Source organism: Pectobacterium fontis, from assembly GCF_000803215.1.
GTDB classification, from domain to species: domain Bacteria; phylum Pseudomonadota; class Gammaproteobacteria; order Enterobacterales; family Enterobacteriaceae; genus Pectobacterium; species Pectobacterium fontis.
This window is the reverse complement of the sequence record NZ_JSXC01000003.1, coordinates 48,308-66,335: the sequence shown is the minus strand read 5'-3', so window position 1 is coordinate 66,335 and position 18,028 is coordinate 48,308. Positions and strand designations below refer to the sequence as shown.

The window sequence follows — 18,028 nt, the reverse complement described above, 5'->3', positions numbered from 1 at the left end:
TTCTTGTCGTCACGCATTAAGGGTGCATGGACGCTTTCTTTTGCGGCGGCTGATTCTCATTCTGCTGAGTCGTTGACGCACCGGATTTGCCATCGGCAGGCATATACAACGGACCTTTCAGGCCGCAACCGAATAAACTCACTACTGCTAACACCAGAAAAAACTGGCGAAATACGTTCTTCATCACGTTAAGACCTGTCATTAATACTCATATGCTCTCTATAATCGCAGGTGGATCATGAAAATCAATAGGAATCGAAAATGAACGATAGCGAGTTCCACCAATTAGCCGACGAACTCATGCTTCAGTTGGAGGAAACGTTAGATCGGTTTGAAGGTGATGCCGATATCGATTATGAAACCAACGGCGGCGTGATGACGCTGAGTTTTGAGAATGGCAGCAAAATCGTGATTAATCGGCAGGAGCCGCTGCACCAAATCTGGCTGGCGACCAAAACGGGCGGCTACCATTTCAACCGTCAGGCGGAGCGCTGGATATGCGATCGCAGCGGTGAAGACTTTATTACGCTGCTGTCATCCGCCAGTTCGGCTCAGGCCGGGGAAACCGTTCAGTTCGGATAAATGCGCCGACCCCGTAATATCAGCGCCAGTGCCAGCAAAAGCAGGATACCCGCGCCGACCATATTCACCAGCGGCCAGCCGCTGGTCAGCGCCATCAGGCTACCGGCAGACAGCGACGCCAGCGCGTTGGGCAGGTAAATCACCAGCGAGTTAATGCCCTGCAAACGGGATTTATGCACGGAATGGGTAAACGCGTTCAGCATAAACGTCCCGCCGTTGAACATAAACGCCCACCCGATACCAAACAGCACCAGCGCAACGAGAAAATGCCAGAACGTTACACCGCTCAGCGCGACCGCCATGCCGATGACGTTACACCCCATACCGATCGCCATCACCTGAATCGGCGTCAACCGTTTCGCCAATATCACTAACAGCAGCGCTGGCGCATACATAGCCACAAAATGCCATTGCAACACCGTCGCGCTGTGGCTGACGGAAAAGTGATGTTGATGCATTGCTAGCGGCACTGAATTCATCAATAACGTCATCACGACAAACCCGACGGAACAGCTCGCCGTACCTAACACAAATGCCCGGCTTTTCAGGATTGACGCCAGCGGTTCACTGCGCTGAGCGCTGGCCGTCGGCATCGGGGGCAGTTTAAGGCCAAGCAGCAGCAGTGATGTAATAACACAGATGCAGGCGGCGGCGATAAAGCTGCCGAAAAACGGGTACGCTTCCCAGAGTTGAGCAGACTGGCTGGCAGCAAACGGACCGAGGAAACCACCCAGAATGCCGCCACTGATCACCCATGAGATCGCCCGGTTTTTCTGCTGATTATCGGTAAAGATTTCGGCAGCCGCGAAACGATAATAAGTATTGAAGGCGCAGGACATCCCCAGAACAAACGTCGCCAACACAAAGAGAAAGAAGTTGTGCAGTACAATCGCCAGCGCTGCCAAAAGCGCCCCCGCCAGCCCGAGCAACGTGCCGATGATGAACGCATTGCGCCTGCCATATTTCGTCATCAATGAAGAAACGACATAAATCGTCAACGCCGCACCACATACCGTTGCGGTAATCGGTAATGTGGTCAGTAGCGGAATAGGCGTCATCGATACGCCAACCAGCGTAGAACAGAGAGTCATCAGAGAAATAATACTGCCGGTCAGCCCTTGCCCGAGCGCCAGCAGTATCAAATTTCGACGTTGCAACGAATCCATCAATACATCCCTTTCTGAATACGCCGAAAGCTGAGTGTCAGAAAACCACTATAGGATTTGTAGCCGCTGCTGCATCGCAGCCGCCTCATCATCTACCACTGGGGTAATGCACAAATGAGAAAGCGCGCTGCTGCGGAACGGGATCACCTGCGTACGGCCATCCAACTGTACAATTTGGTAGAACTGCGGCAGGTTGAAATTGATAAAGCTGGAGCCATAGGTAAAGCGATCGTGCGAGGACGAATAGAAACGGCTGACATCACGTACCAGCTCTTCTTTGCTGCCTTCACAGTGATGATAGACCTCAACGCGGTTAGACTCATCCAGAATATAGATATTAAAGCCCTGATTTTCAGTCAGATCTTCAAAGAAGAATTGGATGATCCCTTCACTGGCGACGCCATCAACCACTGGAGGTAAATGCACATGGTTGGTTTCAACCTGAACCGGCTGGCCTTGCAGTTTGTTGTTGGAAATCGCGCCATAAAACTCGACCGCATTTTCCAGCTTCTGCACCGATACGCTGAGGCGCTCGAAGAACAATCCCCAGGTTTGCCCCGCCACTTTCACCGCTTTGAAGCGCCCAGGCTCCTGCTGACGCGTACTGGTCAGACGTAGCTCAATGCATTCGGACACCAATTGCTGCACACGAGTACGAATCAGCCCGCGCAGATGCTGGCTGTAGCAGAACACTTCCAGTGATTCCGGCAGCGCCGCATCCTGATGCATTTTGCCCAGAATGGTTTTGAGCGCTTCCAACACCGCCTGCTCCCCGCTGAAATGCAGCGTACGCACTTCGTTCCAGGAGTTGCGGTACAGCAGGTCGATACTGCCAACCAAACACTGTTGCTGCTGGCCGAAGCTGAACACATCCAGGTGACGGAAATCGAAATGTACCACCTGATTGCGGAAAGCCGCCGTCGGGTCGTGTTCCAGATTGACGATAATCGCCAAATGACGAATTTCACACGGGCTGTACAGCGCCTTCGGCGTCGGTGCGGGCAAACGCAACGGGAAATGGCTGGCCACATCGTCCACCAGTGCTTGCAGGCGCGTGATATCGCACAGTTCGCTGCCTTTAATATACAGACGCGTACCTGGCGTCAGCAGACCATTAAAATAGGCCCACGCCACCAGCTTGTTCAGATAGCGGTTATATTCCAGCGGCTGATGGCTAATGATCGCGTCCATTGACGGCGCCTGATTATACAGATACCAGCCAGAACGGTTCGCACGACCAGGCGGAACATAAATGAAGGTTAAATTTGGCTCCGACAAATCGGGCGAAATTTGTGGGTTCAGCAGGGTAACTTTGCCCGGCAGCGCTTCAAACGCAGCATACAGTTTACGGGTCAACACACCGATATCCTGCGGGCTGGCACTGACGCTCAGATTATTACGACGCGCAAAGCGAATCAGGTTGCGATAGGTCTGCATCATCGCATCCAACAGCTCATTGTGCGCTTCGCGTACCTGTTCTATTTTCCAGTTAGCGCGGTTATCCAGCATCGCCAGATGTTCTTCGCTCCAGCCCCACTCTTGCACCAGTTGGCTCAGAATCTGGCGGCGCCAGCCGACACAGGCTTTTTCTCTGGAGAGCTTTTCACACACTTTTAAGTAGAAACAGCGACGCGCCAGATCGAGACGCGTGGGATCGTTGATCGCCGTCAGATAGCGCGTCACGCGATCCAGCATCATGCAGTATGGATCGAGACCGAAAGAGACGATCTCTCCGTCATGCAGGCGTTTTTTAATTTCAGTCGACAGCAGGCTGGTATCTGGATATTCCCAGGAATAGGCTTCCAGCAACAGCGTTTTCAGTACGGCTTTATACGGAGAATCGATGCTCTTATAAAGCTGCCAGAGGCTCGCGCCGAAATACTCTTCCGCCGACAGCGTACTTAACCCGCCTAAATCCATCCACTCGTTAGGTGCCAGCGCCCCCTGCGAGTAAAGCGATAACACATATTCGTCGTAGTGGGATTCTTCTTCGACCGGCACCATGTTCCACAGAATACGCTTACCCGCCATACGCACGGCGGTACGGTAGAATTCATCAAGTAACAGGATGTGCTGCATAGTGCCGCAGTCTTCGCCACTCAGGCTGCCACTTTCATTGTGGCGGAAGCGGCTTTCATCCATCAGGAAGAAACTGACCTCAGCGCCTTGCGATGCCGCCCACTGCTCCAACAGCGTACATTTTTTCTGTAGAAGCTGGCGCTCTTCGCTATCCAACCAGGATTGATGGCACACCCAGATATCAAGATCGGAGCTACAGCTCTGCCCGATAGACGAGGTGCTGCCCATGGAATAGATGCCGGTGATCGGTAGCTCACCCTGCGGATGAGACGTGTCAAACTGACCCCAACGCAACGCGATGCCATCAAGGTACTGTTGTTGTTTTTCATCGGGCGTGTGAGTGCAGATACCGTGAGGCACCTTGCCTTCAAGGTAGCCGGGCATCAACGGGTGATGATGATGTAATAAAATGGGCAAAAGACTGTAAACCTGCTGAAAAGCGGGTTTCATTGCTCCCAGAGCACGGTCAACACGCAGTTGGTTGATCGCATCCAGTCTTTGCTTCAAAGTCTCGATGTAGAAGTACAAGACAGTTTCGCCTGATTTATCCCAGTGCCTAGAAAAACCCCGTGTTCCACATCCGCCATGATGAAATTAGAAGAATGTTTAGCGGATTATTGCTGGAAACGTGATCAATTTAACACCTTGCTGATTGGGCGTAAAGAAAGTAAAGAAAGTTAGACTTGTCTATCTTGCTTTATTACGAATTTCCCTACCCAACAGTATCAGCACCGCTTCTTTTACTCAACGTGTGGCACTCGGATTTGACCCCGTTTTAGCAACGCGCCGCGCCTGCCCACAACCTGACACCAATGCACCATCAATGATACGATGGCGGAAAATGATAAAAACGGTATCAAGCATGTTAGCCAATATGATTAGAATTGCCACCCGACAAAGCCCGCTAGCGCTATGGCAAGCACGACATGTTCAGCAACGTCTGAATCATCTTTACCCTGATTTGCCCGTGGAGCTTGTGCCGATGGTGACGCGCGGCGACATCATCCTGGACACGCCGCTGGCCAAGGTCGGCGGTAAAGGGCTATTTGTTAAAGAGCTTGAGCTGGCGCTGCTTGAAGGGCGCGCCGATATCGCCGTCCACTCGATGAAAGATGTGCCGGTTGAATTCCCCGAAGGCCTCGGCCTGACCACCATTTGCGAGCGCGACGATCCGCGTGATGCCTTTGTCTCCAACCGCTACGACAACCTCGAACAGTTACCGAAAGGCAGTTGTGTCGGCACATCCAGCCTGCGTCGCCAGTGTCAGCTACGCGCGCGGCGTCCCGACCTAGTGATTCGTGATTTACGCGGCAATGTTGGAACGCGTCTGGCAAAACTGGACAACGGCGAGTATGACGCCATTATTCTTGCCGTCGCGGGTCTGAAACGTCTCGGTCTTGAAGAACGTATCCGCTATGCGTTAAGCCCGGAAGAATCACTGCCTGCCGTTGGACAAGGCGCTATCGGCATCGAATGCCGTTTAGAGGATGCCCGCATTCGTCAGCTCCTTGCCCCATTGAATCACCGCGCGACCGCCGCTCGGGTAGCGGCTGAACGCGCCATGAACGTGCGTCTTGAAGGCGGCTGTCAGGTGCCGATTGGCAGCTACGCCGAACTGGAAGGCGATACATTGTGGTTGCGAGCGCTGGTTGGCGCACCGGATGGCAGCCAAATGATTGTTGGTGAACGGAGAGGCAGCGTCTCCGACGCCGAACACATCGGGATTGCACTGGCTGAAGAGCTATTAGCAAAAGGCGCCAGCGCTATCCTTCAGGCCGTTTATCATGGGTCAGGTTCATCATGACGATCCTAGTTACCCGTCCGTCACCGACTGGCGAACAACTGGTGACCCGTTTAAGCAAGCTCGGCTATAACGCCTGGCACAGCCCGCTGATCGAGTTTTCCCCTGGGCACGAACTCGTCAGCCTGCCTGCACGATTACAATCATTACACGCTGGCGATCTGGTATTTGCACTCTCGCAACACGCCGTTCATTACGCCGATCCTATGCTGACACGCGCTGGCATGCACTGGCCCGCCCACCTCGCGTATTATGCCATTGGTCGCACCACGGCACTGGCGCTGCATAAAATCAGCGCCCACCCTGTAGCCTATCCGCCTGAGCGTGAAACCAGCGAAACACTCTTGCAACTCCCTGACCTGCAAGACGTTTCTGGAAAACAGGCACTATTGCTGCGCGGGAACGGCGGAAGAGAACTATTGGGAGAAACGCTAACCGAACGCGGCGCACAGGTGACTTACTGTGAATGTTATCAACGCAGCGACGTTCACTATGACGGGCCAGAGCAAAGCCGCCACTGGCAACAAATAGGCATCGACAAACTGGTCATTACCAGCGGAGAAATGCTACAACGGATCTATACTTTAGTACCTGATTACTATCGGGCTTCCTGGTTACTCGGTTGCCAGTTGATCGTCGTCAGCGAACGGCTCGCAGAACAGGCGAACCAGCTTGGTTGGCGCGATATCCGGGTGGCCGATAACGCCGATAATGATGCGCTCGTGCGCGCACTACAATAAACCTGATCATAGGATGTACCATTATGACGGAACACAATACCCCCACAGCTCCATCCGACGAGGTTGCTGAACGGGTTGAACCCGCGCATCAGCAGCAGGATCCTGTAGCGCAACCCAAGCGTAGTGGTGCCGTGCTGGGAGCTATCGCGATTGTGATTGCACTGGCCATCGGCGCTGGACTGTATTACCACGGGCACCAGCAGACGCAGCGGGAAACCGCCGCGCTTCAACGTCTTGAAGCACAGCTAAACGCTTTGCAGCAACAGCACAAACAGGAGCAGCAACAGTGGCAGGACGCTCAGCAGCAGCAAAGCAAAGTACAAGACACCGCTACGCAACGTCTTGAATCGCTAACACGTCAGTCGGACGAGTTGCGCGATAAGCTGACGGCGCTTTCCAGCCATGACACCAATACCTGGCTGATCGCACAGGCCGATTTTCTGGTAAAACTGGCGGGGCGTAAGCTGTGGAGCGACAAAGATGTCACCACCGCAGGCGCGTTGCTGAAAAGTGCGGATGCCAGTATCGCGGAAATGAATGATCCCAGTTTGATAGAAATCCGCCGTGCGTTGACCAGTGACATCGGTGCACTGGCTGGCGTAAGCCAGATCGATTTTGACGGCATGATCCTGAAAGTGAACCAACTTACCGATCAGTTGGACAACTTGCCGCTCGCCGATAACAATACCGATGAAGCGCCGATGGATACCAACAGCACGGAGCTTTCTGCTTCTTTGAGCGAGTGGCGCCAGAATCTGAGCAAAAGTTGGCACAATTTCATGGCTGATTTCATCACCATCCGCCGTCGTGACAGCACCGCAGAACCGCTGCTGGCACCGAATCAGGATGTGTATCTGCGCGAAAACATCCGCTCACGTCTGCTGGTTGCCGCACAGGCGATTCCCCGCCACCAGAATGAAGTGTACAAACAGTCGCTGGAAACGGCAGCTACCTGGGTTCGTGCCTACTTCGATACCACCGATCCCACCACGCAGGCCTTCTTGGATCAGCTTGATGCGTTAAGCCAGCAGTCAGTTTCACTGGATGTCCCCACTGAGCTACAAAGTCAGGTGCTGTTGGAAAAACTGATGCAAACGCGCGTTCGTAACCTACTGGCTCAAACACCAGCCACACAGCAAGGAGAGTGAGCATGCTGAAAGTCTTATTGCTGTTCCTGATCCTCATCGCAGGCGTGGTGATCGGCCCGATCGTCGCTGGCCATCAAGGTTACGTCTTGATCCAGACGGATAACTATGACATTACAACCAGCGTGACTGCTCTGGTCATTATGCTGGTACTGTTTCTCCTCGCCTTTCTGGCAGTCGAATGGGTACTCCGTCGGCTCTTTCGTACCGGAGCCCGCACACGAGGCTGGTTCCTCGGCCGCAAACGCAGCCGTGCCAGAAAACAGACTAAAGCCGCACTGCTCAAGCTGGCCGAAGGAGATTATTTACAGGTAGAGAAACTGCTGACCCGCAATGCCGACCATGCAGAACAGCCCGTGGTTAACTATCTGCTGGCCGCCGAGGCCGCGCAGCAACGCGGTGACGAATTCCGCACCAAGCAATATCTGGAACGCGCCGCCGAGGTTGCAGATACCGATCAACTTCCCGTGGATATCACGCGCGTACGCATCCAGTTAGCGCGTAATGAAGATCATGCCGCCCGCCACGGCGTGGACAGGCTGCTGGAAGTCGCGCCTCGCCACCCTGAAGTGCTACGTCTGGCTGAACAAGCTTTCCTGCGCACCCACGCCTACAGCGCTTTGCTGGATATTCTGCCTGCGATGCGCAAGATCAACCTGTACCCTGAGGCGCGTTTGCTGGATCTGCAACAGCAAGCCTATATCGGCATGATGAATCAGGCGATGGCGGATGACGGCAGCGAAGGGCTGAAGTCGTGGTGGAATAACCAGAGCCGTAAAGTGCGCCACGAGATCCCGCTTCAGGTCGCGATGGCCGAGCATTTGATCGAATGTGACGATCACGACACTGCGCAGAAAATCATTCTCGACGGTCTCAAACGTCAGTATGACGAACGCTTGATCCTACAGATGCCACGTCTCAAAGCCGGCAACCCGGAACAGTTGGAAAAAATGCTGCATCAGTACATCAAGCAACATGGCGCAACCCCGTTGCTCAGTAGCACGTTAGGGCAGTTGCTGATGAAGCACGGCGAATGGCAACAAGCCAGCGATGCCTTCCGCACCGCGTTGGAACTGCGCCCGGACGCTTATGATTACGCCTGGCGCGCCGATGCGCTGGAACGGCTGCATCTGCCGGATGAAGCGGCGCAAATGCGGCGCGAAGGGCTGTTGCTCACGCTACAGCAGCCTGCCGACTAACCGCCACATTCCTTGTATAAGGCTCCTTTTGGGAGCCTTTTTCTTTTATGCCCGGTTGCGTAAAGCGCGGCAGAAGGCCGTTACCGCACATTTTTAACAGACGAAAAAAAACGCTTACCGATAAACGGTAAGCGTTGAAAATATCAGGTCTGTCAGACAACAGAATGGTGCCTCACTCAACGTTATGTCCGAAAGGCCCGATGGAGATTTGCATCTTCATCTGGAGTTGGACGATAGGCACCTCAAATTGGCTCTGCGTCATTCCCAGGATTATGAAGCCGAAGCAAACATAGAAGGTGGAATGAGCATCTACCCACTTATTTAAGCATAAATTATGCCAACATACATAACTTTATTGCCATCGCTTAATAAAATCATGGTAACTCACTAATAATAAATACGATTTATATTTTTTCACAGTAGGGAAAGCAAACGTGCAATGAGGGGAAAAAAAGAGATCTAACTCACAGAATCTGTCGTCATTCAGAGACGTCTTTATTAAATAAAATATTAATCATTATTAATCAATAAATTAAGTGTCTCCTTTTTGAGACAACCAATCACCCCGAGGGTCGTATTTTTCCGACAGTCGCCATCAACGCGGCTGATTCAACAGGCTTAGCATGTACGGTAAGAATACTCATGCCACGGAGTGGAAAGTGACTTGATACGTATTACTCGCCTCAGGCATTATCATTGGCTCAACCATGCGATGGGTTCCACCATGCAAGCTCTTGTTCCCCCCGACATCTCGCCGCTCTTTGCCGGTATCCTGATTTTTTGCAGTTTCCTGACATCGGCGCTAACGGCGGCGCTGGGTTTGGGCGGCGGCGTCACCTTGCTTGCCATCATGGGGCTGGGTATGCCAGTCAGCAGCCTGCTGCCGGTTCACGGTATCGTGCAGCTTGGCTCCAATCTGAGCCGCAGCCTGATCCAGCGTCTCTATATCGTATGGCCTCTGGTGCTGTGGTTTTTTATCGGCAGCGTCATTGGCATCGCGGTGGGTGCGCCTGTTGCAGTGTGGATCCCAGACAACGTGGCAAAAATCGCGCTGGCTCTTTTCATTCTGTGGTCCGTTTTTCGTAAACGCCCCGCGCCAAAACCGGTTAATCGGCTGTTCTTCATTCTGGGCGGTGCGCTCACCAGCCTCGGCACGATGATCGTCGGAGCGACAGGCCCGATGGTCGCCGGATTGATCAGTTCTCAGGGGCTAACCAAGCAGCCGCTTATCGCCACCCATGCGCTCTGCATGGTGTTACAGCACGGCTTGAAGATACTGGCATTCGGAATGATGGGGTTTGCTTACCACGACTGGTTGCCGATGCTGGCGGCAATGATTATCAGCGGCGTATTGGGCACCTGGTTAGGTACACGCCTGCTGGATAACCTGCCAGAAAAGCTCTTCCGCACGACGTTTCGTCTTACGATGCTGATTCTGAGCGCTCAGCTTATTTGGCAAGGCATAAAAGGGCTACTCGCTCACTAAAGCCGTCCCCACGCATATGCGTCGGTTCCTGAGCGATTAAGAGGGGAAAATCTCCGCGCCGGAGAATCGACGCGGAGACATTAACCAAATCAGAAGGGCTTAACGGGAGGAGAGCTGTTCCAGACTCTGCTTCGCCATCTGATACAGATAGTGCGCCGTCGGGAACAGCGCGCGGTCGTCAACGCGGAATTTCGGGTGGTGCAGCGCATAAGGGCCGCCGGAGCCGACCATCATGAACGTGCCCGGCAGTTTCTGCTGATAGAACGCAAAATCTTCACCAATCGGGCTGGCTTCTACGCGACGCGCTTCAAACCCTTCGTCACTCGCCACATTCAGCGCAAACTCAACCCACTCTGGCGTGTTGACCACCGACGGTGGCCCGGCGTGCCACAGCAATTCAATCTCCGCACCAAAGGTGCTGGCGATACCCGCAACGATCTGGCGGAAACGCTGTTCAATCAAATCACGCGCAGCCTGATTGAACGTTCTGACCGTGCCTTCAACGTAGGCGGTGTCTGGGATCACGTTCCAGGTGCTGCCGCTATGAACCTGAGTAATCGACACCACCGCGTTATTGTCGGATGACACCGTGCGGCTGATGATGGTTTGTACCGCAGAAATCAATTGGCCCAGAATGATAATCGGATCGTTGCCTTCATGCGGCTTCGCCGCGTGGCAGCCTTTCGCCGCAATCTTGATCTCAAAGCGGTCAACGCCCGCTGTTAATGCGCCGTCTTTCCCGCCGATGACGCCAACAGGCAGTGTCGGATCGTTATGAATACCGAAAATCGCTACCGCATTATCCAACGCGCCAACCGCAATCACTTCCGGCGCGCCCAGCCCCGTTTCTTCCGCCGCCTGGAATAAAATCCGCACCGTGCCTTTCAGCTCCGACTCGATTTTCTTCAGCAGAATGGCCGCGCCCAACGCCGCAGAGGAGTGAAAATCATGACCGCAGGCGTGCATCACCCCTTTATTAAGCGACGTGAATTCTACGCCAGATTCTTCTTCAATCGGCAGGGCATCGATATCAGAACGTACCACAACCAGTGGGCCATCCTGAAGGCCGCCCACTTCTGCAACCAGACCGGTTTTCAACGGCAGCTCGAGGATACGAATTCCCTCTTTTTCTAATACCGCACGAATCTTCTTCGTGGTTTCGAACTCCTGATTCGACAGTTCAGGGTTGCGGTGTAAATCATGGCGAAACGCCTGAATAAACTGAGCCAGAGGCTCGTGCTGAGGTGCTGTTCTCATGAATACTTGCTCCACATTATCGTGCCCTGTCTCACAGGGCTGCCTTGTTCAGGCGTGCAGGTATCTCTACCCAGGCGTTAAATATCGTACTCAAGCGGCTCAGGCAGCTTGGTCAACTGACGCAGGAAGCGTTGAGTCTGCGGGTTGTCCGAGAAGCTAATCACCTGCTCCGCCGGGCCTTCCTCAACGATGTGACCATCTGCCATGAAGATCACGCGGTCAGCCACTTCTTTCGCAAACTGCATTTCATGCGTGACGATCACCATCGTGGTGTCGTTTTTCGCCAGCTTCTGAATCACCTGAAGCACTTCGTGTACCCTTTCTGGATCCAGCGCTGAGGTCGGTTCATCAAACAAAATCGCCTTAGGATCCACCGCCAGCGCACGCGCAATACTCACGCGCTGCTGCTGCCCGCCGGACAACGTTACCGGATACTGTGCCGCCTGTGGCAACAACCCCACCTGCTCCAGCAGCGCCAAGCCAATTTCATTCGCCTGCGGCTTCGGCATTTTTTTCACGACAATCAGCGCTTCCGTTACATTCTCCAGCGCCGTCTTGTTCTTAAACAGGTTGTAATTCTGGAACACCATCGCCGTCTGACGGCGCAGCGCGTAGGCCTCTTTGGTGGCGTAACGACGCGTATCCAACGTTTGCTCGCCAATTTGGATCGTACCCGACTCTGGCGTTTCCAACAGGTTAAGGCAGCGCAACAGCGTGGATTTACCCGAACCGGATGGACCAATAATCGCGACCACTTCGCCTTTCGCGATATCCAGACTGATGTTGTCCAACACCACCTGATCGCCAAAGCGTTTAGAAAGATTCTTTACACTGATCATGTCAGCCCCTTATCGCTGTAGCGAGTGATTCAGTTTCTTCTCCAACTGCTTTTGCAGCCAGGCGTAGACAATGATCACCAACCAGTAAATCAGACCGACAACCAGGAAGGTCTCAAAGAAACGCAGAGATTCGGCGGCAATCATCTTGCCTTCCGCGAACAGTTCGGAGACACCCAGCGCAAAGGCCACCGAGGTATCTTTAATCAGGGAAATGAAGGTGTTCCCCGTCGCAGGCAACGCATTCAACATGGCCTGAGGCAAAACGATACGGCGATAAACCTGCGCTTTACTCATGCCAATGGATAGGCCCGCTTCCGTCTGGCCGAAATCCACCGAGGCCAGGCCCGCACGGAAAATTTCTGCCATATAAGCAGACGTTTTCAGGCTAAAGCCGATAATCGCGGCAGTCATCGCATCCAGATTGGATAATCCGGGGAACAACTGCGGCAGGCCAAAGTAGATGATAAACAGTTGCACCAACGACGGAATACCGCGGAACAGCGAGATATACAGTTCAACGATTTTTACCACCACGACGATCTTGCTTTCACGGACTAACGCCAGGATAAGGCCGAGAACCATAGCAAAAAACATCGAAACCACGGCAAGGAACAGCGTGGTCGGCAAATACATTAAGACCTGGGGAAAGACCTTTAACAGGTAGGCAAGATCGACATTCATGAGTCATACCATTAATACTTCCACCGGCCATACTGCACCGGTGGAGGAGGTGATAAGTCAACCGACAAGCGGCAATAACGTTATTTTTTCGGTGGAACAGAGATGTCTTCACCAAAGTATTTTTCGGCGAGGGCTTTCAGGCGTCCATCTTCACGCATTTTGGTCAATTCAGCATCGAACTGTTTACGTAACGCGTCACCATTTTCGTCTTTATGGAACGGGAAGCTCACTTCTTCAACCACCAACGGCTCACCAACCAGTTTGAACGGCAGGTTACGTTTATTGATTTCCGCCAGCAAAATCGGACGTGAGTTCACGTACCCTTCAACCCGTTTAGACAGCGCGTCGTTCATCGCACCATCGCGCGTTTCATAGGTACGAATATTGACGCTGCCGTCGGCAAAGGCTTTTTTCAGGTTGTTAACATGGTTGGAACCCAGAACACCTGCCACCGTCTTCCCTTTCAGATCGGCCAGTGTATTAATGTTCGTGTTGTCTTTGTGCGTGACAATCTGACTACCATAATAACTGTACGGTTGGGCAAAATTGTATTTTTCCTGGCGCGCAGGAGTGATTGCCACCACGTTCGCTACCGTATCCAGTTTTTTCGCTTCCAGTTGCCCCATCAGACCGCTGAAATCGGCAGTGACCCATTCGACTTTGTAGTTCAGATCTTTCGCAATGGTTTCCGTCACTTCAACGTCAAACCCGACCAGCTTGTTATCTTGCTTGAAGCCACTCGGGTAGCTTTGGCCTGTTGAGCCCACTTTCAATACCTTTTCCTGCCCAGCGCCGCTTTTCCCAGAATCACAGCCGGCAACAAGAAAGGCGGTCGTCAGCGCCAGAACAGACAACGTTACTTTTTTCATCATTTTACTGCCTCTCTTTTTGAATTTTTGTCTTTCCACTGGTCATACAATGGGTTATCAAGGATCTTTTCCATCCAGATTGTCAGATGTCCTTTTCCCAGATTCGTCTGCCCGACTTCCCTGAAACCATAATTTTTATACATCTCAATCAGCCATGGGTGATTTTGCGCGGTGCCAAGCGACACCGCAGGCGCTTTGAGCTGGTTAATCAGAATTTCTTCTTCCAGCCAGCCCATCATTTGTTTACCCAGCCCCTGTTTTTTATAGCCAGGGTGCGTTGCAAACCAGCCCAGATGGGGTAAACCGAACGGACCCGGCTCCGGCCCCCATGGATAGCGGATGGTAAATGACGACACCATCTCCCCGTCTTTTTCCATCACATAAACGCCGTGTGAGGCAATGTGCGTGCGCACCATGTCGATATCCGCATGGGCAGCAGAGAAATTGATGCCCAACTGACGAATCGGCTCAAACGCCGCCAGCGCCAGCGCCAGATAGGTTTCATCGTCCACAAGCGTAGCCTGACGAAATACGATACTCATGATGTCACCTTATGCTGGCAGCAAACCAGAATTATCCGCATAGCGAATCACATCATCCACTTTTTGCGGCGCGCTGCCAACGTAGTTAGCCGGGTCCAACCATGCGTCCAGATCGACAGCAGTGACCTGTTCAGAAAGCACCGGATGAGCCAGCAGTACCGATTTAAAAGATTGATTCTGCTCGAATGCCTGCATAGAACATTCGTAAACCAGATGGTGGGCAGTCTGCTTGCCGAGACGTTTGCCAATCTCGAACATCACTTTCTCAGACAGCAGCAGGCCATTTTGCAGATCGAGGTTCGCCAGCATCTGCTTTTCGTTGACGGACATCCCACGCAGGATACCAAGCGCATTCTGAAGCTGGGCAGACAGATAGATGTTGATTTCCGGCAGCGCGATCCACTCCGCGCGCCAGCTCATCGCATCACGCTCATGCTCCACTTTCATGGATTCATGAATCAACGCGGCACTCTTGAACAGCGGTGCAGTCAGGCTCGCCAGCCCTTCCAACGCAGCAGGGTTACGTTTATGCGGCATCGTGGTAGAGCCGATTTTCCCTTCGGAGAACGGCTCTTCGATTTCGTTAATCTCGGTGCGCATCAGGTTGTACAGTTCGTTGCCAATTTTGCCCAGCGTTCCGCTGATCAGCACCGCGACAGAAGCGTATTCGGAGAAACGATCGCGGGCAGACTGCCAGCCAATATTCGGCGTATTCAGCCCCAGCTTATCCAGCGTCAGACGCTCGATTTCCGGCCCTTGTTCGCCAAAAGAAGCATAGGTGCAAATGGCACCATTGATATTGCCGACCAAAACACGCTCTTTGATCTCACCCAGACGTTCGAGGTGACGGATAAACTCATCCAGCCATACGGCCAGTTTGAAGCCAAACGTGGTGGGCAGCGCCTGCATACCATGGGTGCGACCCGCCATCAGCGTATGCTGGTATTTCTTCGCCAGACGTTTCAGCTCAACGGCCAGCAATTGTGTATCTCTGACGACAATATCAAAAGATTGTTTCAGTTGTAACACGGTCGCGGTATCAACGATGTCCTGCGTGGTCACGCCGTAGTGAATAAACTCACCCGCCGCGCCGCACTGTTTCTGAATCGCGGCGATCGTCGGCATCAGGGAGTGCTTCATACGCGCGGCATCTTTTGCAATCTCTTCAACGTTTAGTGCGCTTGCGTCAGCGTTTTCTGCAATGGTTTTTGCCGCATCCAGCGGAATGACACCCAGTTCACCCTCAGCAAGCGCCAGGGCAACTTCAACATCGACCTGTTTAGTCAGGCGGTTATGCTCGGACCAGACGCCGCGCATTTCAGGCGTGCCAAAATTATTCCCTATAAGAAGAAAATCAATAAGATGTGATGCCATAATTAACTCGTTAGTGTTGGATTTATCAGGCGGGGATTTATGTCGTCTTTTTAATTTTTAAAAATATAACATGCCGAAATTCTGCACCTTATACCTTCTAGATCTATCTTAGATCAAAAAGTTTGATTGCAAAATATGCATTTTGAAATGTTCACTAACACTCTCTCCCAGACTAAAAACCCCTTTTGTCACTTTTCCCTCCCTACAATGAAACGCCTTATCTGAATCGCTGTTGACGAAGGATTATCATGCTTTCCCATACAACATTACGCATGCCCCGCAGTCTATTGATTATCATGATCATTATTTCATCCTTCTCTACCCAAGCACAGGATCAAGATCGCTATCGTCTGGAAAAGGTGGTGGAAGTCAGTCGTCATGGTGTACGCCCGCCGACGGAATCCAACACGACCGCGCTGGAATCCGGCACAGCACGCCAATGGCCACAGTGGGTCACGCGCGAGGGTGAATTAACCGGACATGGCTATGCCGCTACCGTGCTAAAAGGTCGCTATGAAGGCGAGTATTATCGTCAACAACATCTGCTTGTGCTTGCGTCAGGTTGTCCGGCAGATCAGCAAATTTATGTGCTTGCCAGCCCGTTGCAACGTACCCGCGCAACCGCACAAGCCTATCTGGATGGTATGTTCCCCGGCTGTGGTGTGGCTATGCATCGCGTTGAGGATGAAAAGCAGGATCCGCTGTTTCACGGGAACAAAATGGGGATTGGCACGCTGGATCCCGAACGAGCAAAAGTTGAGGTACAAAAAGCCATGGGGGGCAATCTGGATGCCGCCTATCAGCGGCTTAAACCCAGCGTCGAGCGGCTAAAGCAGATCGTATGTGAAACAGACAAGCCCTGTCCGGTGTTTGATAAACCCTGGGCATTCAAACAGGATAAAGAAGGGGAAATGTCTATCAGCGGGCTGAATACGCTGGCGAATATGAGTGAGGTTTTTCTGCTGGAATACAGTGAAAACCTGCCGCTGACGCAGGTGGCCTTTGGTCATGTCCACAACGCGCAGGACCTGATTCCGCTGATGGCACCGATGACCGCCAAATATGATTTCACCAATGATGTGCCGTATATCGCTCAGCGTGGCGGTTCGCTATTCATGCAGCAAATTGCACAGGCGCTCGCACAGGGAACACCAGCAGAGCAGGACACCGCACATGGTGAACCGCCAGCCGTTCCTTACTTACTGTATGTGGCTCATGACACCAATATCGCTTACCTACGCACATTGTTGCAGTTTCACTGGCAGCTACCCGGCAATACCGCCGATAACATTCCACCCGCCGGTAGTCTGGTCTTTGAACGCTGGCGCGATACCACCACGCAACAGCGTTTTCTGCGTATTTATTTCCAGACGCAATCACTGGATCAGATCCGTTCGCTGACGCCGTTGAGCGATCAACAGCCATTACTGAAAGAGGAATGGACGTCTCAAGGCTGCCAGAAAACAGAAAAAGGCACGCTGTGCCCTTTTGATACTACGCTGGAATCAATGCGGAAAAGTATCGATAGCAGCGCACTGGCTGAAGTGCATTACGCGCTATAGCACAGATTTTTATAACAATAAGGCGTTATAAGATAAGGCAGACTACAGACGAAAAAAAAGCACATCTTTCGATGTGCTTTCTTTTTAATTGGTCGGCGAGAGAGGATTCGAACCTCCGACCCACTGGTCCCAAACCAGTTGCGCTACCAAGCTGCGCTACTCGCCGAATGTACTGCTTTTTTGAACATCACTGATGTTCTCAGTTTGTGTGGTGCGAAGAGAGGGACTTGAACCCTCACGTCCGTAAGAACACTAACACCTGAAGCTAGCGCGTCTACCAATTCCGCCACCTTCGCATAACTCACAAACTAGTTGATTGACGAAAAACGTTAATCAATGACGACAAAATCTGGGGTGGCTAATGGGACTCGAACCCACGACAACTGGAATCACAATCCAGGGCTCTACCAACTGAGCTATAGCCACCATCACCACATTTACATCAAATTACGTGGTATTTCCTTTTTACGGGATACTTTCTTTACGAAAAAAAGTGTACCACCGCAGCTCTTGCACACAACATACTTCATATAAAATATAATGGTGCGCCCGACAGGATTCGAACCTGAGACCTCTGCCTCCGGAGGGCAGCGCTCTATCCAGCTGAGCTACGGGCGCTTAGCGCCGTTGCGGGACGGGATATTACGGACTTAGCGACTGACTGTCTAGTGCTTTTTTATCGAAATGATGCGTTTGCTTATGCTTT

16 protein-coding genes and 4 tRNA genes are annotated in these 18,028 nt (G+C 52.5%); 7 read left to right on the top strand and 13 right to left on the bottom strand.

The window, feature by feature from the left end:
• Positions 1-16: 16 nt before the first annotated feature.
• A complete protein-coding gene (gene lptM, locus OI69_RS01885; protein ID WP_039345352.1) occupies positions 17-202 on the bottom strand; it encodes an LPS translocon maturation chaperone LptM in 186 nt (61 codons plus the stop codon).
• A 59-nt stretch (positions 203-261) separates the two neighbouring features.
• Here lptM and cyaY point away from each other — a divergent pair, with 59 nt between their 5' ends.
• Complete coding sequence (gene cyaY, locus OI69_RS01880) at positions 262-582, top strand: iron donor protein CyaY (protein ID WP_039345349.1); 321 nt, start codon at positions 262-264, stop codon at positions 580-582.
• On the opposite strand, the gene OI69_RS01875 is transcribed toward cyaY, so the two are convergent.
• Both OI69_RS01875 and OI69_RS01870 read right to left on the bottom strand, forming a co-directional pair.
• Positions 570-1,748, bottom strand: a complete 1,179-nt coding sequence (locus OI69_RS01875; protein WP_039345346.1) for an MFS transporter — start codon at positions 1,746-1,748, stop codon at positions 570-572. The genes cyaY and OI69_RS01875 overlap by 13 nt on opposite strands.
• 48 nt (positions 1,749-1,796) lie before the next feature.
• On the bottom strand, positions 1,797-4,355 hold the full coding sequence (locus OI69_RS01870) for a class I adenylate cyclase (RefSeq protein ID WP_039345343.1): 2,559 nt from the start codon (positions 4,353-4,355) through the stop codon (positions 1,797-1,799).
• Positions 4,356-4,689: 334 nt separating this feature from the next.
• Between OI69_RS01870 and hemC the strand changes: the two genes are divergently transcribed.
• From hemC to OI69_RS01845, 5 genes are all read left to right on the top strand, one after another.
• On the top strand, positions 4,690-5,631 hold the full coding sequence (gene hemC, locus OI69_RS01865) for a hydroxymethylbilane synthase (RefSeq protein ID WP_039345340.1): 942 nt from the start codon (positions 4,690-4,692) through the stop codon (positions 5,629-5,631).
• Positions 5,628-6,368 (top strand): uroporphyrinogen-III synthase, encoded by a 741-nt coding sequence (gene hemD, locus OI69_RS01860; RefSeq protein ID WP_039345337.1) that lies wholly within the window; start codon positions 5,628-5,630, stop codon positions 6,366-6,368. The genes hemC and hemD overlap by 4 nt, the downstream gene beginning before the upstream one ends.
• A 23-nt stretch (positions 6,369-6,391) precedes the next feature.
• Positions 6,392-7,516, top strand: a complete 1,125-nt coding sequence (gene hemX, locus OI69_RS01855) for a uroporphyrinogen-III C-methyltransferase (protein ID WP_039345335.1) — start codon at positions 6,392-6,394, stop codon at positions 7,514-7,516.
• A gap of 2 nt (positions 7,517-7,518) precedes the next feature.
• Positions 7,519-8,712, top strand: a complete 1,194-nt coding sequence (gene hemY, locus OI69_RS01850; RefSeq protein ID WP_039345331.1) for a protoheme IX biogenesis protein HemY — start codon at positions 7,519-7,521, stop codon at positions 8,710-8,712.
• 724 nt (positions 8,713-9,436) lie between these two features.
• Positions 9,437-10,198: a sulfite exporter TauE/SafE family protein gene (locus OI69_RS01845; protein WP_039345327.1), complete on the top strand. Its 762-nt coding sequence runs from the start codon at positions 9,437-9,439 to the stop codon at positions 10,196-10,198.
• Between the two features lie 99 nt (positions 10,199-10,297).
• Here OI69_RS01845 and OI69_RS01840 read toward each other — a convergent pair whose 3' ends face one another.
• The 6 genes from OI69_RS01840 to purB all read right to left on the bottom strand — a co-directional run bounded on the left by OI69_RS01840 (position 10,298) and on the right by purB (position 15,760).
• Positions 10,298-11,455, bottom strand: coding sequence for a M20 peptidase aminoacylase family protein (locus OI69_RS01840; RefSeq protein WP_039345324.1), 1,158 nt, complete (start codon positions 11,453-11,455; stop codon positions 10,298-10,300).
• 77 nt (positions 11,456-11,532) lie between these two features.
• Positions 11,533-12,294: an amino acid ABC transporter ATP-binding protein gene (locus OI69_RS01835; protein WP_039345323.1), complete on the bottom strand. Its 762-nt coding sequence runs from the start codon at positions 12,292-12,294 to the stop codon at positions 11,533-11,535.
• Between the two features lie 9 nt (positions 12,295-12,303).
• Positions 12,304-12,975, bottom strand: a complete 672-nt coding sequence (locus tag OI69_RS01830) for an amino acid ABC transporter permease (protein WP_039345321.1) — start codon at positions 12,973-12,975, stop codon at positions 12,304-12,306.
• Between the two features lie 80 nt (positions 12,976-13,055).
• A complete protein-coding gene (locus OI69_RS01825) occupies positions 13,056-13,847 on the bottom strand; it encodes an amino acid ABC transporter substrate-binding protein (RefSeq protein WP_039345318.1) in 792 nt (263 codons plus the stop codon).
• Positions 13,844-14,386, bottom strand: a complete 543-nt coding sequence (locus OI69_RS01820; RefSeq protein WP_039345315.1) for a GNAT family N-acetyltransferase — start codon at positions 14,384-14,386, stop codon at positions 13,844-13,846. The genes OI69_RS01825 and OI69_RS01820 overlap by 4 nt, the downstream gene beginning before the upstream one ends.
• 9 nt (positions 14,387-14,395) lie before the next feature.
• Positions 14,396-15,760 (bottom strand): adenylosuccinate lyase, encoded by a 1,365-nt coding sequence (gene purB / locus OI69_RS01815; RefSeq protein WP_039345312.1) that lies wholly within the window; start codon positions 15,758-15,760, stop codon positions 14,396-14,398.
• Between the two features lie 248 nt (positions 15,761-16,008).
• Here purB and OI69_RS01810 point away from each other — a divergent pair, with 248 nt between their 5' ends.
• Positions 16,009-17,322 (top strand): histidine-type phosphatase, encoded by a 1,314-nt coding sequence (locus OI69_RS01810; protein ID WP_039345310.1) that lies wholly within the window; start codon positions 16,009-16,011, stop codon positions 17,320-17,322.
• An 89-nt stretch (positions 17,323-17,411) separates the two neighbouring features.
• Here the strand turns inward: OI69_RS01810 and OI69_RS01805 are convergent.
• The 4 genes from OI69_RS01805 to OI69_RS01790 form a co-directional block, all read right to left on the bottom strand.
• Positions 17,412-17,488: transfer RNA gene (locus tag OI69_RS01805), tRNA-Pro, on the bottom strand.
• A 43-nt stretch (positions 17,489-17,531) separates the two neighbouring features.
• A tRNA-Leu gene (locus OI69_RS01800) sits at positions 17,532-17,618 on the bottom strand.
• 54 nt (positions 17,619-17,672) lie between these two features.
• Positions 17,673-17,748: transfer RNA gene (locus tag OI69_RS01795), tRNA-His, on the bottom strand.
• Between the two features lie 115 nt (positions 17,749-17,863).
• Positions 17,864-17,940 (bottom strand) — tRNA-Arg (locus OI69_RS01790).
• Between the last annotated feature and the right edge of the window lie 88 nt (positions 17,941-18,028).

What these genes read in the sequence shown, in the direction of transcription:
- hemX (WP_039345335.1), top strand. Translation starts at nt 6,392, where the DNA reads ATGACGGAACACAATACCCCCACAGCTCCATCCGACGAGGTTGCTGAA.
- purB (WP_039345312.1), bottom strand. Translation starts at nt 15,760, where the DNA reads ATGGCATCACATCTTATTGATTTTCTTCTTATAGGGAATAATTTTGGC.
- hemY (WP_039345331.1), top strand. Translation starts at nt 7,519, where the DNA reads ATGCTGAAAGTCTTATTGCTGTTCCTGATCCTCATCGCAGGCGTGGTG.
- OI69_RS01845 (WP_039345327.1), top strand. Translation starts at nt 9,437, where the DNA reads ATGCAAGCTCTTGTTCCCCCCGACATCTCGCCGCTCTTTGCCGGTATC.
- OI69_RS01820 (WP_039345315.1), bottom strand. Translation starts at nt 14,386, where the DNA reads ATGAGTATCGTATTTCGTCAGGCTACGCTTGTGGACGATGAAACCTAT.
- OI69_RS01825 (WP_039345318.1), bottom strand. Translation starts at nt 13,847, where the DNA reads ATGATGAAAAAAGTAACGTTGTCTGTTCTGGCGCTGACGACCGCCTTT.
- hemD (WP_039345337.1), top strand. Translation starts at nt 5,628, where the DNA reads ATGACGATCCTAGTTACCCGTCCGTCACCGACTGGCGAACAACTGGTG.
- lptM (WP_039345352.1), bottom strand. Translation starts at nt 202, where the DNA reads ATGACAGGTCTTAACGTGATGAAGAACGTATTTCGCCAGTTTTTTCTG.
- cyaY (WP_039345349.1), top strand. Translation starts at nt 262, where the DNA reads ATGAACGATAGCGAGTTCCACCAATTAGCCGACGAACTCATGCTTCAG.
- OI69_RS01810 (WP_039345310.1), top strand. Translation starts at nt 16,009, where the DNA reads ATGCTTTCCCATACAACATTACGCATGCCCCGCAGTCTATTGATTATC.
- OI69_RS01840 (WP_039345324.1), bottom strand. Translation starts at nt 11,455, where the DNA reads ATGAGAACAGCACCTCAGCACGAGCCTCTGGCTCAGTTTATTCAGGCG.
- OI69_RS01875 (WP_039345346.1), bottom strand. Translation starts at nt 1,748, where the DNA reads ATGGATTCGTTGCAACGTCGAAATTTGATACTGCTGGCGCTCGGGCAA.
- OI69_RS01830 (WP_039345321.1), bottom strand. Translation starts at nt 12,975, where the DNA reads ATGAATGTCGATCTTGCCTACCTGTTAAAGGTCTTTCCCCAGGTCTTA.
- OI69_RS01835 (WP_039345323.1), bottom strand. Translation starts at nt 12,294, where the DNA reads ATGATCAGTGTAAAGAATCTTTCTAAACGCTTTGGCGATCAGGTGGTG.
- hemC (WP_039345340.1), top strand. Translation starts at nt 4,690, where the DNA reads ATGTTAGCCAATATGATTAGAATTGCCACCCGACAAAGCCCGCTAGCG.